Raw genomic sequence first — 13,571 nt, 5'->3', positions numbered from 1 at the left:
GCCGATGCAGTTAAAGCGCGGCGCACTATCGGCGGGGCTATACCGCGCCTGCTGGCTCGTTGTCGAAGGCCTCGAACAATCGGCGTTGGCGCTCCAACTCGTCGGCAAGCGGCTTGTGAAGAGTGCGCGAGCCGTTCGCATGAATGGTGGAGAACAAGCCTACTTCGGCGTGGCGCGAATTGTCCCAACCGGGGTAGGCCGTCACCGGGTACAGGCATATGCCCTGAATAGGTGCGCCGAGGCTCATCGCATCGCGCACTTCGTCGCAAACATAATGGAGCCAAGCCGGCCGTCCCGACCCCTCGGCGCCGGTCTCGGCAATAATCATCGGCTTCTTGTAGCGCTCGTCGACCTCGACCAGCATTTCCGAAAGCGCCCGGTATTCGTGGTGTCCCATCGGTATCGTTGGCCCATTCAAGTACCATTGGTTGTGCGGATAGAAGTTGAGGCCTATGACGTCGACAAGGTCCTCGCTGCCACCCAACTCCGGCTCAGCGCGCCCGACCAGCATGTCGTAAGCCTCGAACTGGCCCTGACGAGCATTTTCGGCGCGCCGCCGCTCGGCGCGACTGCGGTCACGAGGAGCAATATGGATGAGCGGTTCAGCCCAGATGAACCTGCAACTGGGTTCGGCCTCCCGCATTGCTCTGATCCCGGCGATCGCTGCCCTGACAAGGTGGCGTTTGAACCATCCGCGCTTATTCTGCCCGGCGCGCGGGAAATAGCCGACCTCCACCGCCCACGCAAAGAAAGAAATTTCGTTGATCGGACACACCAGGGGAGCCACTCCGGTGGCTAAGCGATGAACCCGAACAGCTTCCGCGGCGAAACGGACATAGGCCTCGACAAAGCCGGGGCCACCTTGGTCGACGTGGTCTGGCGAACCATAGTGGAAGATATCCCAGATGACCTGCACCCCGGCCGCCTGGGCTGCTTCGATCACCAACATCCAGCTCGACCAGTCAAAGACTCCCGGCGCTGTTTCGATCAAGTGCCAGCGCAAGCCGTCGCGGATCGTGTGAAGCCCAAGCTCGGCACAGTGGCGATAGTCGCCGGATGCATGGGTGTCATGTGAGGTCGCACGGATCAGATCAAGGCGCACCCCGTCGGCACGTCGATGCGAGGAACACTCGAAACCAGCCATGAAAAAGCTCTCGATGCCAGAAGGATCTGCCGCGGGCCGACGAGCCGGTTCCTCGTTCATACCGGCATCCTGTCGGCCAGGGATGGCGCAAGTACTTGCGTTCGGCGACCGCCCTTTGCCAGGTTCGGTCGCCTCTTCGATTTCGATGAGGCTGCCGTCACGTCGAGGTGTTGGCCTTGCCTGGCGTTCACAGCCATGATTTCCTCGCGCAACACGGAGACGAGATCGGGCTGGTTGCGGTTGCGGCGCTCGTAAGCCAACAGCAGTTGCAAGCGCTCGCGCGCCACGGACGCGCTGCCGCGGCGCTTGAATATATCGAGCAGGTTCATGCTGCCCTCCTTCCCAACAGCCGGTCGAGGAGGCCCCTCCGCTCGAAAGGCAGAATGACCGGCAGGTCCTCGCCCTCGAGTCTTCTTGCTGCGTCGATACAGGCGCGTGCGGCGGGGTTGGTGTTTTTGCATAACCGGCGCGCCCACATTGGTGCGCGTAGTAGTACAATGCGGTTAGAGCCAAAACACGTGTGCTCGACGGGCAAGCGACAGAGGAAATGGCCAAATCCGAATTCGCCCATTGCGCTGCTCACGAAGATGCAAATTTCGGATTGGCCACCCCAGCAATGCGCGACCTCACGCGGCCTGCTGCATTGCCCGTTCGTTGACGCCAGTTTCGCCGAGTTGGGTGAGCGCCTCATCGGTGGCTTTTTCTTCTTCGAGAGTCTGTTCCAGAAGTGGGACTGCGTCTCGTAGGCCGAGCAAGCCCGCCCACGTCACAAGAGTGCCGTAGCGCGCGATTTCATAATGCTCGACCGCCTGGGCTGCAGCCACGAGCCCTGCGTCCAATGCTGGAGCGTCTCCGAATTCTTCCAAAATCTCCTGCCCCTCCTCGATCATGCCATCGATCGCTGGGCACGTCTTACCCTGAGCCCTCTTGCCAAACGCGTCGAAAACCTGCTGCAGGCGCTCGATTTGACCTTCTGTCTCGTCTCGATGCTTTTCGAACGCGGCCTTCAGCTCTTCGGACTCTGCGCCCTTTGCCATTTTCTTTAAGGCGGTCAGAATCTTCCGTTCGACGTAGTAGATGTCCTTCAGACCATCGTAGAAAAGGTCTTCCAAGCCCTTGGAACTGCCCTGTGATCTTCGCGTCGTCGCCATTCTCATCTCCTGTTGAAAGCTATCGATGGATGTACGGCTCTAACGAGGCCAGTGCCTTGTTGTTCCTTCACGATGGCCCCACTGACGCCGACTCATGGTGGCGAGCGGCGTCGCTTGCAGGTCATCAAGATGCGTGGGGCATAAATACGCGGCGGCTATCACGACTTCGTCATCCAGCCGGACGTCGTTACCGTCTTTGCGCGGCTGGTAGCCGCCGAGCACCCTAAAGCCGAACACGGCTCGCCGGCCTTAAGCGGAAATTCCGTGGACACTCTGATCGGCGGCCGCCTCGATCGGGGCACAAGCTCGCTCTTGATCGGCCCTCTCAGGTGTCGGGAAGTCCACCATCGCTTGCTGCTACTCTCACGCGGCGCTCTCAAGGCCGCCTCAAGGTGCGATGGTGGATCCGCGGTTCCGCGGCTGAGCAGGTTGTTTACCTCGACCGGCAGGAGCGAAACGGCCCCGCCGTGGAGCCCCTGAAGCGGCGAGGCTTTGGAACGACATTGCTGGGAAAGGTAGTTGCCGTGCATTGCAATGCAAAGATCGAATTACACTACAACCCCGAGGGACAATCCCGAGGGCCTGCATTTCACCATGGCGTTGCCATTGCGCGAGCCAGGCTCGTGCCAGCATACTCCTGAGCGCCGGGTCGAACGCAACGTGGGAAGCATGCAGCTATGCCCCAGCAACCAATACTTGGTAACCAAATTGGCGGTTCGGCGTTTCCTTTCAACGTGGTCCACGGTGCACTCACGGTGCGGTTTTGCAGTGTCAGGATTTCTGAATGGTCGACAGAGACAAAGCGCGCCGCGATCGGATGTTTGACTCCCTGGTTGTGGGCGGCGGGCCAGCAGGCCTCGTGGCCGCGACCTACCTTGGACGTTTTCGGCGTCGGGTAGTTGTCGTCGATGCAGGTCAAAGCCGGGCAAACTGGATTCCCTTGACGCGCAACTGCCCGGGCTTCCCGCGCGGAATCACCGGCCCTGACCTGCTTCACCGCCTCAAACTGCAGGCCACCCGGCACGGCGCAGATTGGGTGTGCGATACGGTCGTGGGCATTCGCATCGCGGAGAATGGATTTTTAGCGCAGGCTTCATCTCCCATTCATGCCCGCTCACTGCTTATTGCCACTGGTGTCGTCGACAGCCTCCCCGACGTTCCGGGCACCGCCGACATGATTAAAGCCGGAGCCTTGCGATTGTGCCCTATCTGCGACGGCTATGAGGTCATTGACAAACGGGTGGCCGTCATCGGACCGGCCGAACACGCAATGAAAAAGGCGCTGTTCATGCGGACCTTCACTCGAGACGTAACTTTGCTGATTGCTGATGCAGCCCAGCCCAGCCCGGATGACGTTCTTAGGCTAAAAAGGGCTGGAATCGAGTTCGGCGCATGCGCCCGAGACGCAATTTCAGCTGAGGGCCGTCGGGCAGTTGTCGAACTCGTCGACGGCAGGACGCTCTCGTTTGACACCATCTACCCTGCGATGGGGTCGATCATCCGCTCGAGGCTAGCGACCGACCTTGGTGCAGAATGTGACCGAGCCGGCAATCTTGTCGTGGATTCGCACCAGCGCACCGCCGTGCCGGGACTCTATGCAGCTGGAGATGTCGTCGACGAGATCAACCAGCTTGCCGTCGCGTTCGGGCACGCAGCGGTCGCGGCAAGTGACATGCATAACTATCTTGCGAAGGGCGAAGGGGAGCACTGATTGCAGGCTGAAAACACCGCGTAGTGACAGTCCTACGCGAACGGCGTGCCCGGCGCTGACGTTAAGATACCGACAATCACAAACCATTGGGCTGCTGCCATATGTGTCTCTTTCCGATCCTGCTGCCTCGCGCGAACAATTCCGGCAGACCGTTCCCCAAGCAGGAATTCGACCCGACAAGGCCGAGCTGGCTAGCCGTTCGCCGGCGTCATGGCTTTTCTGCAGTCACTGGCCGAAGGGGTGTGGCGGCAAGGCGGCCATTCCAACATTGACGACCTCGTCATGTTGGAGATGATGACGGACGAGATCGACTTGCCGCGCGGAACTCGAGCGGCGATTTCGCCAGGACGAAAATGACCATCCGTTCCCTATCGATCTGCGTCGTGTAGCGCACGCAGCGCTTCGGTTCGACCACGCGTGCTTGCCGTTCCGGCTCCTCTTCGGTGTCGGTTGCACAGGGGTGCCCCCTTGCAGCCTCCAAGCGCACTCCCCGATCCGAGTGGTCTTTGCATCTCGTGCTGCGCGCTCAACCTCGATCAGTGCTCGTACAGCATCGATGTTCGGTTCTCTCTCACTTGTCTCTTTTCTCAGCCGCGCTCCCCGCCTAGTTAACCGAACCATCGTCGCAAACGGGTGTTCCACCACGACAACAAAAAGCCCGCCGGCCGGAACCGGCGGGCTAAGTGACCCAACAGCGGAACACAATTGCTAGGGGTCGGTGGAGTACGAGATTCCAACCGACGAATGCGCAGAAGGTTCCGCAACTGCTAATGTAACGTAGGAGGAGTTGGGGGAACTGGAATTCCGGTCGTAGACCTGTTCGTATCCGAGCTGCTACACCCGGCCAACGAAGCCCGTCCATGAACGATGGCGGAGCGTGCTGCCCTGCTCCGGCGCACGGCGGCAACAATCAAGACTATCAGCCTGACCGACTATTCCGGATCTCAGCCAATGACAGCGCCTCAGGCGTGTAGCTTTCGACTTTGAGTCGATGGCGGTTGTAGTGGCGATTTTCCGGCCACCAACACGCGAGCTGGAGGGTGGTGAGTGCATCAAGGCCGGCAGAGCGCTGTTGGGCCGAAAGCTGAAACTCCGCCGCCGGCTCAGTACGGCCCACCGCCGAGAGGTATTTATAGCCGCCGGTGGTCGTCTAGCGAGCGCGTGCGAGATGCACTTCCCAAACACGAACGCCCGCTCGGAAACGACGGCTGGATGCTCTGCATAGCCAACGAGATCACAATCTGCGGGCTTCGGGAGCGGGGCTAGTCTCCATGACGTCAGGGCACGCCGCCGCTTCCGGTCTGTCAGCTTGGTGCATGTGTCAACAGTTCGGAGCCGAAGCAGTGCGCCGCCCTCCCAGCCAAAGAAAGTTGGCTCGCCCGACTGGCAGAAGAAGGCCCCGATGCTTCGCGCCTTCGCGGGGCCGTCAGCCAGACCATCGTCGGTGAGCCGCCGAAGGAACATGGCATCGTTGCCGCGCTGCGCCGATCCCGGCTGCCGGAGCCGATCTCCAGGTCAAGATCTGATGCGACATCTGCTCGATACAAACCGACTCGGAGCCCCTGCTCTAAAGGACAGCCGAACGAAACGACCATAACCTTTTCATCTCCTCCCTCACAGTCGCCGAATTCGTCGCGGTGTACTTGAGAAGCTGTCGGGCAAGCGGCGTGACGAACTCGAAAAATGGTTCGCGGCGTCGGACGGTGCGCAGATGCTTTTTGCCGGTCGGGTCCTGTTGTTCGACGAGAAGGATGGTCCGGCGAGGCAAAGAGCCGGGCCCAAGGAGAGCCTGCTCAGCCTCAATCGCATCGGCCAGCGGTTCTTTGAATTCGCCGTGATCCACATTCATGCAACCACTGCCCTTGTCTTCGCGTTTAGCCGCGTTCAATCGTGGGGAGCGACAAGAATGCGGGCCTTCAGTCCAATTACAATTTGCCTCAATCGCAACCTGACGGTGGTCGCGTCCATAGCCGACGCAATGAAGGTGCTTCAGCAGCCATGGCCTAGAATGGGAAAGCCGGGGCGGCTCAAGGCGATCCGAATGGTCGAGGAATCGCTCGCCGGGCATTGCAGCCAGCAAGCTGCGTTCGAGGCCTTCAAGGCGGCCGCGGCTGAACAGGGACTCCTTAGAACAAGAGGGACCAGCACAGGTCTGGGGAAATGTGCGCGGATGGTTGAAGACCTGATGTGAGGTCATGCCGGCCTCGCTAACACTGAAGAGCCACCCCACCTGAAGCCCGAAATACTGCCTTCTCCCGCGAGAGCCGAAACGCCTCAAAACGGGCTATTAGCCCGGACGCGAGAAGGCCCTGGCTTCGCGTCCGGGACAGCCACTTATCCGACGGTGAATTCTGCGCTGGCCAAGCAGTGCGCTGCACCCCATTTGCGATCGCGTTTGGGATCCACATTGAGGTTACTCTGACGGTCTGCCCCATCTTGTCAGAAGAAGACATTTCGCTTGACCTTGCGACTAAAGGAAAGCAATCAGCCTTGACAAAAATCGCGATCAGAATTGCGCGAAGAGCCGGGCTTGACGAGCAGGTGGTTCTCCGTAGTCTCTTCGACCGCGAGGATTTCGGCTCGACGGGCATCGGTCGTGGTGTCGCGATCCCTCACGCTCTACTGGGTATGATCTCTTCGCCTGTCGCGTCTTTGACACGCTTGGCCCAGCCTATCGATTTCGACGGCCCCGACGACGACCCAGTCGATCTCATTTACACTGTACTCTGGCCGCGCTCTGCTACTTCCGCCTTCCTCCCTGCCCTTTCGCAAATATGCCGGGTGCTTCGGACATCTCAAGTTCGGGAGCGACTCCGACAGGCACAGTCATCCGATGAGGCCTTGGCGATTCTCGAAACTGAGCCGCTTCCGAGAATTTCACCAAATTTGCATACTTGCCGCGTCGGCGGGGGCTCGCTACCAGCCGATGAGGCGGTCTTCGCGGGGGATTGACGCATCTTCGGGTTCCTTTTCTGCGCGGTAACCCAAACAGAATGTCTGCGTCGTCATTACTCCGAGGCCGCGCCGCGCTCCGGCAACGCGCGGTCTGGTCCCCGCGGGTACTGCGATCGATCAGCCCCGCATCGTTGAGCGTAGGATGGCCTGCATGTGCTCTTTCAGGTCGAGTTCGCCTCGTGCCTCAACAGTCAACAGGTACTCGGCCTTGACCCGGCGGTCGCCTCGGCTGGTCGCAGGATAGGAACAGATGGCCAGCAAGGCTTGCTCTTCAATTCGGTCTGCCGTCTTGCGGTCGTGCCAGTTGCTGCCCGCTCGATGAACAACCCTGTGGAGCGCGGCATAGGCGGTTTCATGCCTTGCGATCAGCGCCTGCAGTTCGCGCGAGATACCTTCGCCTTCAGCAAACGTCGGTTCAATGACAGACGCAACGGCGGTGAACGCAAGAAGTGTACGGCGGGTGACTGCGGGCATGCCTCATATCCTTGCCGTCTGATGAGTGCGGGCACACCATAGCACCGGCGCAGCGTTCGGAGAGATGCTTTGCAACATGACCCTATTTTCTGCTGACAAAACGTTTCCGATCCCGCGGCTGCTCCTCCTGCAATGGCTGGCAGCTTCAGTCTCCTGAAGGTCCCAGGTGGACGCTAGTATGCCATTGAACGCCACCCACAACTCAGATGCTGTGTGAGCGCCTGCCCCCAGCCGGCACATTTGCCTGTGTCTTATTCCAGACTGTTCCCGCGTGCACAGTGCCCCTGTGCGATCGGGAATCGACGCTGGCCTTTTAAAGGCCGCTTCCAGATCTCGCCTCCCGAAGTCAGTTTCGGCGAGCGTTGAGAGCACGTGCGAGGAGCCGGGTGTCAGTTAGCTGGATCACGCACGTCTCGAACGCTTTGGTCGGGCCGCGCCAGCGCAGCTCTTCGACGTCATCGAACAGCCGAGCGTCCGTGCGAAGCGTCGCGAGATTTTTGAATAAAAGCGCGAGCTCTCTACGCTTGCCGAGGGCTTCAGGCGGAAAGCTTTCAAGAGGGCCGTAGCGGCCAAGCAGCCGGGCGGCCGAGACCAGGCCGATGCCTTCGAGACCCGGATAGCCATCGGCGGCATCACCGACGAGCGCGAGGAAATCTGGAATGAGGGCCGGCTCAACTCCGAACTTCTCGCGTACACCCGCGGCATCGCGAATTTTCTGGGTCCTGCGGTCTACCTGGACCACATGGTCACCGCGCACACACTGCGCGAGATCCTTGTCCGGCGTCCAGATGCACACCTTCTGCACGCGCCCATCGGCAGCCGCGCTGTGCGCCGCGGAGGCCAGCGCGTCGTCGGCTTCCAGCTCGATCATCGGCCAGACCGCCACTCCCATCGCCGCCAAGGCTTTCTCGAGGGGGTGAAACTGCGCGAGCAATGCCGGCTCGATGCCATCCCCGGTCTTGTAGCCCGGCCAGAGCTGATTTCTGAACGATTCTACTACATGATCGGTAGCCACCCCAATGTGTGTGGCGCCATTCTCGCTCATCTCCAGCACTGTGTTCAGCACGCCGACGACGGCGCCAAACGGCTTGTCTTGGCCGTTGTTGAACCGGCGTTGGCCGTAGAAGTGGCGAAACAGTTCGTATGTGCCGTCTACTAAATGTACGATCATCGCAATCCTCGAGAAACAGCATCCGGCCCCGTCTGCAAAGCTAGACCGACAGTTGGCCTTCTCCAAACCTTCAAGTAGGTGCGCTCGGCCGTGCCCGTACGCCCACCGCAAGCCATGCCTCTCACCGGCACTTAGCAACAGCTTACCTTCAAGGGCAGGCGATATTTCTCGCCCCGCCGCCTCGCTTTTGCGCCAGGCGGCCATTTGGTTCGCGAGAGTATCCCTTCTTCCAAACGCAGCGAAAAACGACTTGGCGATGCTGTCGCGACTAGCGCCGGCCGCGCAGGAGGCAGCCTGGGCCGATATTGCGACCAGCTTGCGATGTGGGGAAGCCCGGACGGGTGGGTTGGCCCGAACACACTGCTCCTGACGACAGAATGGAAATGACGACGTTCAGACGCTCCGATCTGCGGCGGCAGTTCCGTCATGACGATGATATGGAATGCATGCCCCCGGTTTGGGGTTCTCATTCCTGTGACGGCCGGCGAGGCGCACCCCGCCTCTTGAAACCTTCAAACATTTTGCAGTTGTTAGGACTCACCTCGTTGACGCACTTCGACACAAAACCCGATGTCGGTAAATTGCGCAGCTTCGGAGGTGGCACAGGCGCAGCCTCTAGCACCTGGTCTGTGATCGGTCGGGTCCCAAGCCAATTTCCGCCTGCCGCGCTTCACGCTATTGCAAGACGTTCAAATTTCAAATTTGAGCTTCCGCACTCATGCTTTGTCGAGAGTATCTCTTAAAGTCACTTAAACCTTCTGCGCAGTAAGTTTTAGCCGTTCTGAATCGCCGTCGGCGACGATGACGATGAAATAGGAGGACGCAATGGCTCGCAGTCACGTTGAACGTCTTGGTGAGTTCAGGGAAATCCTGGTCGCGACTCGACGCGAAGGAGTCCGTAACGTGCACCATACTCGCGACGCAATGCGGGCAAGTGGCTTTCAGATCGGGGACAGCGACGGCTCCAGCTACGGAGCCGAGATGAAGGTGCTTCAAGAGGAAATTGAGGCAGTCGATCGCGCCATCGAAGACGAGAAGCGGCTGGCTTTGGCCATCGAGGGCGCGGCTCAACCCCGCCGACCGACTAAACCGAGAATCGTGAAGGGAACATAGAGTCAGGTACGGCCCTTGGCGCCGTCGCGTCGATCGCCTGCGGTATGGTGTCGGGCTCGTCGCCGCCGTGGTGCAGCACCCTGACGTCATCCATTGCCATCAAACGTCAGGAAGGGACGGCCGAAGCCGCCTCTGCCGGCGTCGCTGACTGCTCAGCTTTCATCTTCCCCGTCGATTTCGCCGTCTCCATCGTGACGATGCTTCGCTAATCTCGTGAAGGCGTTCTTCAGGTGTCCGAGTACGGCCTGAAACGCGACATTTGGACACGAAATCACGGAGGTCAGCTTCGAGGCGCGAAGCGGGGCGTGGCGGTGGAATATTGCGGCGAGCAGTTCGATAACGATGGCAGCATGGTCTCTGCAATCCTCAAAAATATGAAACGGGTGATGGCAAGCGAGTACAGCCGCGAGCTGTCCCCAAAGGTCTCCAGAGCGCAGCTGCAGCAGGCTCGTCTCGGATTCAGCCAAAGGGGGACCCGTGCCCTACGGCGTCCGGCGAATGTTGCTGGATAAGGATGGGAGCCCCGTTACGTTCTCGGCTCTGGAGAACAGAAAGGGCTCGCTGGCGAACGTGTTCTCCTTGTCCCTGGCCCGCCAAACGAAATCAGGCTTGTGAGGGGCATCTTCAACATGTTTGTTGCTGAAGGGCAGAGCATGGCTGGTATATCAGTTCGTCTGAACAAAGAGGGAGAGCCGTCCACATACGGCGATGTGTGAACGCCTGCCCGAACAGCCCGCCGCCGACGATGAAGTTGTTGGGGCTATGAAGCTTGAAGAGAAACAGTTCGCCCGGTTGGAGCGCTCGGAACTGCGACCGCCCCCCCGGGCTGCCAGATGTTCACCTCGTCAACGTCCTGGCGGCGCGACAGAAATTCGAACCAATCTAGATCGGTGACGCCGACATAGATCTTGATCCCATGGGTGCTCATGAAAACGCCTCAGCGCGGTCGCGCACGATCGCCTTCACTCGCTCCGCCGCTGTTTGAGCGGGATCAGCCCGTTCGGCAAAGGACGGCAGAGCGAGCATGCGCGCTGCTTCGCGCAGGGCAGCGGCGATCGAACCTATCGCTTCTTCCGCGCGAGTGACCGGCAACTCGATCGTGCGCGCGAGAGTTAGGAAGTCCTGCCGTGTAAGCCGGTCGTCCTTACCGTTGAGCTTCAGCGCCATACGATCGCCACCAAGCCCCGGAAAGACGCGGGTCGTCACGGCGTCGTAAAGGGATGCGAACCGGACGGTCTCGAACCGCTTGGAGCCAGGGCCTGCAATCTTGAGGAGCGCCAGGTTCTTGAGATGCATGTCCCCGTCGGCGATCAGCCACGCGAAAAACGCCCGGCGGAACAAGGTCTCGATATCGGCGGCAGGGTCGGTCGAAAGCGGCCGCAAACCGCGCGCCATGCGTTCGATTGTGCCGTCGTATTTGGCTGAGGTCGGCAGATCGAGAACCGAACAGAAGTCCTCGAGCGCTAGGAAGCGTCGATCATCGGGCCCGCGTCGCACGTCGAATCGCTCGACGACCAATGCAGGTGACATCCCATCCGGCATGTCGATGAGCGCGGCGGCCGGAACCTCGAAGCCCGCTGCGCGACCAAGTTCAAGACAAAGCCATTCGACGACCGGCAGCATTTCGAAGCCCGCGGTTCCGGCCGGCTTAAGGATGTGAGTGAATGGCAGATCGATCGCGGGTAGCAGCGCGCCGTCCGATGCCAAATTCATCGGCGCCTTAATCTGGACACCCGATAATCTCGGCATTTCCGCGCGCGCAAACAGCTGAGCCAAGTTGTGCTCGAACGTCTCCTGGATCTCGCCTCGCGACGGGCCGACGTATCGACCAGTGAAGCGCCCATCGTCGGTGAACGCGACAAGTTTGGTGTCGAGTTCGTCTCGCGGCAGGACGTTAAGCTCGGCTTGGCTCTCGACGACCGCGATATTTGACATGTAGCGCTTGCCGCTTCGCAGCGCTTCGCGTTCATCCCGCTGACGGAGCACTTGCGCGAGCCATCCTTCTGGGAGGAGCGACTCGATGAAAGCCGGCAGCTTGCCTGGTGCAGTCTGTCGAACGAGTGGCGGGCCGCTGCGCCTCACAGGCTTCCAGCGCCACTCGAATCCATCGTGGATTAGACGACCGAGAGGATCCCCATGCCATGCCACAAGGAAATCCAGGGCCGCCTTGTTAACGGGGCCCTTGGCCGCCGCCGGGCGCGCAATCAGATAACGCTCAGCGCCCTCCCCTTCGCGGTACCATCCGTTCTCGCGGGCCAACGCCCAGACCGCGTCAGCGGCCACCTGTGGCGAGCCGTGTTCTTCTATGAGTCTTGCCGCCATGTCGGCCCGCATCAGTTCGGTGATGGCGCTAGCATGCTCGCTCCGCAAGCGGAATGCTTCCAGGAAGCGTTGGCGCGGCGAGGAAACGTCAACTCGCAGCTCGCCAAGATCGTCCCCTACCACCGCAGAGGCAGTCGAAGGATGGGGAGGCGCCTCGTTTTGGATTATTTCGAGCGTCCGTAGCCGGGTTCGTTGATTACGCCGACCGCTAACGAACAGGCGGCCGTCAGGTGTGGGAGCAAGAAGTTGAGCAGAGGCCGATGATAGATAGGCAGTAGGATAGAGGTAGCGCGCGATGCGTACGGCGTGGCCTAAAACTGCTTGCTCAACGTCGTCGCCTGATCGTGCATAAACACCGCGGACGAGCGGGACGAGTTCCCCTACCACCGCTAGCGCATGCGCACGTCTCTTGTCTATTGTCTCTCCAACCAGCAGTATGGACACGGACTTTCTCGCATTTCAGATGCGCAAAAGTCCGCTAATAGGCGTCAAGAGTCAAGGACTTTCTCGAATCTGAAATGCGAGAAAGTCATGCCTGTCTACGGGCGTCGCCAGTCTGCTCGGCCGCATTCTCGATCTGCTTTTGCCGAATGCACTGGTATTACGGTCGAGCAATGGAGCCCCGTCGAATGAGGGCTCGCGCCGAGCGGAAGCGACCAGTCCAGTACGGGTCATGCCCCTGCCCTGCGCACTTTTCCGCAGATCAACGTTCGTTGTTGTCATCCTCATAGCCTTCATAGTTGTCCTGCGGCGCATAATATTCCGCTGCGTCATAGACTTGGGTCTTCTTGTAGCGCTCTCCAGGCCAACCGCAGCGAGGCGCGAAAAGCCGTTGATCTTCAAGCCGCAGGCGATGCACTCGAAACGATTGGGCAGATATCTGCGTCTCGGTGATCTCGCCGTCCTCGAGTTTCTGTGTCGGCGCAGTGACGGGCTCACCCACGACCAAAGCTTGGGAAGCGCACGATGGACAGTTCACCCGATGGCCGGCCGGGCGGATTGCCCAACCGGCCGCCGACTGGCTGAGCGTGGTGCGCTCCTCGTTGCTCTTGGCGGCCCAGGCGTTCTTGTGAGCGTCGACATCTCCCAGGACCGCCTTAGCGCCGTCATCGGCAGCGGCGGCGATGAGTTTGGCGGCGACTTTCGCCTCGGCATCCCCGATGAAGTCAGGCAGTGACATGCCCATCGAACCAAGGAGAACCTCGCATAACCGCCAGGCGATCGATGGATTGCGGTGCAATCTCGCAATTGATGAGCCCGTCGGCGACGACGATGCCGATATCGGACGACTTCACCTTCCTGAGCTTGGCAAGCGAGCGGTCGACGATCGGGTGCGGCGACGCAGCTTGGTCATCGCCACCAACGCCGCAAATCGGTAACACCTGGTAGTCGCCTTCGAAGGGCTTCCTGCTTTTCACCGGGACGTTAGATCGCCAGCGCTGCTGTTTTTCCCCGGTGTACAAACCCCTCTTTTGAGCGGCCAGTTGACTGCCGTCCAAAATGATTATTAAGTTCGGTGACAGAACGAAT

Annotated in this window: 13 protein-coding genes and 2 pseudogenes; 5 read left to right on the top strand and 10 right to left on the bottom strand. The window is 60.1% G+C overall.

The genetic code is table 11. From position 1 onward, the window contains the following. Positions 1-37: 37 nt before the first annotated feature. The 4 genes and pseudogenes from NKJ93_RS12145 to NKJ93_RS12130 all read right to left on the bottom strand — a co-directional run bounded on the left by NKJ93_RS12145 (position 38) and on the right by NKJ93_RS12130 (position 2,295). Positions 38-1,204, bottom strand: coding sequence for a beta-glucosidase (locus NKJ93_RS12145; protein WP_352589205.1), 1,167 nt, complete (start codon positions 1,202-1,204; stop codon positions 38-40). Beyond that, on the bottom strand, positions 1,201-1,473 hold the full coding sequence (locus tag NKJ93_RS12140; protein WP_023717093.1) for a cell division topological specificity factor MinE: 273 nt from the start codon (positions 1,471-1,473) through the stop codon (positions 1,201-1,203). The genes NKJ93_RS12145 and NKJ93_RS12140 overlap by 4 nt, the downstream gene beginning before the upstream one ends. Continuing rightward, positions 1,470-1,583 (bottom strand): annotated as a pseudogene (locus tag NKJ93_RS12135) (septum site-determining protein MinD); the annotation flags it as partial. The gene NKJ93_RS12140 and the pseudogene NKJ93_RS12135, both read right to left, overlap by 4 nt. A gap of 187 nt (positions 1,584-1,770) precedes the next feature. After that, the gene (locus NKJ93_RS12130; protein ID WP_352494317.1) at positions 1,771-2,295 is read right to left on the bottom strand and encodes a YciE/YciF ferroxidase family protein; all 525 of its coding nucleotides are present in this window, start codon (positions 2,293-2,295) and stop codon (positions 1,771-1,773) included. Positions 2,296-3,079: 784 nt separating this feature from the next. On the opposite strand from NKJ93_RS12130, the gene NKJ93_RS12125 reads away from it, so the two are divergent. From NKJ93_RS12125 to NKJ93_RS12115, 4 genes and pseudogenes are all read left to right on the top strand, one after another. Continuing rightward, positions 3,080-4,006: an NAD(P)/FAD-dependent oxidoreductase gene (locus NKJ93_RS12125; RefSeq protein ID WP_352589202.1), complete on the top strand. Its 927-nt coding sequence runs from the start codon at positions 3,080-3,082 to the stop codon at positions 4,004-4,006. 1,589 nt (positions 4,007-5,595) lie between these two features. After that, positions 5,596-5,762 (top strand): annotated as a pseudogene (locus NKJ93_RS33595) (PIN domain-containing protein); the annotation flags it as partial. A gap of 150 nt (positions 5,763-5,912) precedes the next feature. Then, on the top strand, positions 5,913-6,197 hold the full coding sequence (locus NKJ93_RS33590) for a DUF982 domain-containing protein (protein WP_353041502.1): 285 nt from the start codon (positions 5,913-5,915) through the stop codon (positions 6,195-6,197). 176 nt (positions 6,198-6,373) lie between these two features. Then, complete coding sequence (locus NKJ93_RS12115; protein ID WP_352589199.1) at positions 6,374-6,958, top strand: PTS sugar transporter subunit IIA; 585 nt, start codon at positions 6,374-6,376, stop codon at positions 6,956-6,958. Between the two features lie 120 nt (positions 6,959-7,078). Here NKJ93_RS12115 and NKJ93_RS12110 read toward each other — a convergent pair whose 3' ends face one another. Beyond that, entirely contained in the window at positions 7,079-7,435 is a 357-nt protein-coding gene (locus NKJ93_RS12110) for a hypothetical protein (protein WP_023717087.1), read from the bottom strand. 346 nt (positions 7,436-7,781) lie between these two features. Then, positions 7,782-8,606, bottom strand: coding sequence for a 5'-3' exonuclease (locus NKJ93_RS12105; RefSeq protein WP_352483876.1), 825 nt, complete (start codon positions 8,604-8,606; stop codon positions 7,782-7,784). Between the two features lie 825 nt (positions 8,607-9,431). Here NKJ93_RS12105 and NKJ93_RS12100 point away from each other — a divergent pair. Then, entirely contained in the window at positions 9,432-9,719 is a 288-nt protein-coding gene (locus NKJ93_RS12100; RefSeq protein WP_352483875.1) for a hypothetical protein, read from the top strand. Positions 9,720-9,871: 152 nt separating this feature from the next. On the opposite strand, the gene NKJ93_RS12095 is transcribed toward NKJ93_RS12100, so the two are convergent. The 4 genes from NKJ93_RS12095 to NKJ93_RS12080 form a co-directional block, all read right to left on the bottom strand. After that, complete coding sequence (locus NKJ93_RS12095; protein WP_023717084.1) at positions 9,872-10,186, bottom strand: hypothetical protein; 315 nt, start codon at positions 10,184-10,186, stop codon at positions 9,872-9,874. A gap of 457 nt (positions 10,187-10,643) precedes the next feature. Beyond that, positions 10,644-12,485, bottom strand: a complete 1,842-nt coding sequence (locus NKJ93_RS12090; RefSeq protein ID WP_352589196.1) for a HipA domain-containing protein — start codon at positions 12,483-12,485, stop codon at positions 10,644-10,646. A 259-nt stretch (positions 12,486-12,744) separates the two neighbouring features. Beyond that, positions 12,745-13,227, bottom strand: a complete 483-nt coding sequence (locus NKJ93_RS12085) for a hypothetical protein (protein ID WP_352589193.1) — start codon at positions 13,225-13,227, stop codon at positions 12,745-12,747. Further along, positions 13,208-13,504, bottom strand: a complete 297-nt coding sequence (locus NKJ93_RS12080) for a hypothetical protein (RefSeq protein WP_352483872.1) — start codon at positions 13,502-13,504, stop codon at positions 13,208-13,210. The genes NKJ93_RS12085 and NKJ93_RS12080 overlap by 20 nt, the downstream gene beginning before the upstream one ends. Positions 13,505-13,571: the final 67 nt, after the last annotated feature.

The organism is Mesorhizobium sp. M0028 (assembly GCF_040323855.1).
Taxonomy (GTDB): Bacteria; Pseudomonadota; Alphaproteobacteria; order Rhizobiales; family Rhizobiaceae; genus Mesorhizobium.
The sequence above is the reverse complement of the archived record's forward strand: the minus strand, read 5'-3'. Positions and strand labels throughout refer to the sequence as shown.